Raw genomic sequence first — 243 nt, 5'->3', positions numbered from 1 at the left:
CCCCCTTCGGGAGGGGCGCCGCGCGCGTTCAATCGCCCTGCTTCAGAAAACGCCGGACCAGCACCTCCTTGAGGATGCGCCGGCGAATCGCCTTGTTGGTCAGCGTCCCGTCATGCCACCACCAGCCATCGGCCTCCACGCGCCGGGCCGCCGCAACAAAGCGGTCCGCCACCTCGGCAAAATCGGCCTCCGTGTAATTGAGGCTGAAGATGAAGCGCCCCGTCCCCACCCAGCTCAGGGCCA

The 243-nt window shown here is 67.5% G+C and carries 1 protein-coding gene; it reads right to left on the bottom strand.

From position 1 onward, the window contains the following. Nucleotides 1-28: 28 nt before the first annotated feature. The coding region (locus SB660_RS23150; protein WP_410584887.1) for a hypothetical protein at nucleotides 29-243 on the bottom strand (215 nt) is incomplete at its 5' end.

The organism is Bacillus sp. SIMBA_005 (assembly GCF_046535585.1).
Taxonomy (GTDB): Bacteria; Bacillota; Bacilli; order Bacillales; family Bacillaceae; genus Bacillus; species Bacillus pumilus.
Note: the sequence above shows the minus strand (reverse complement) of the source record. Positions and strands in the feature narration are given on the sequence as shown.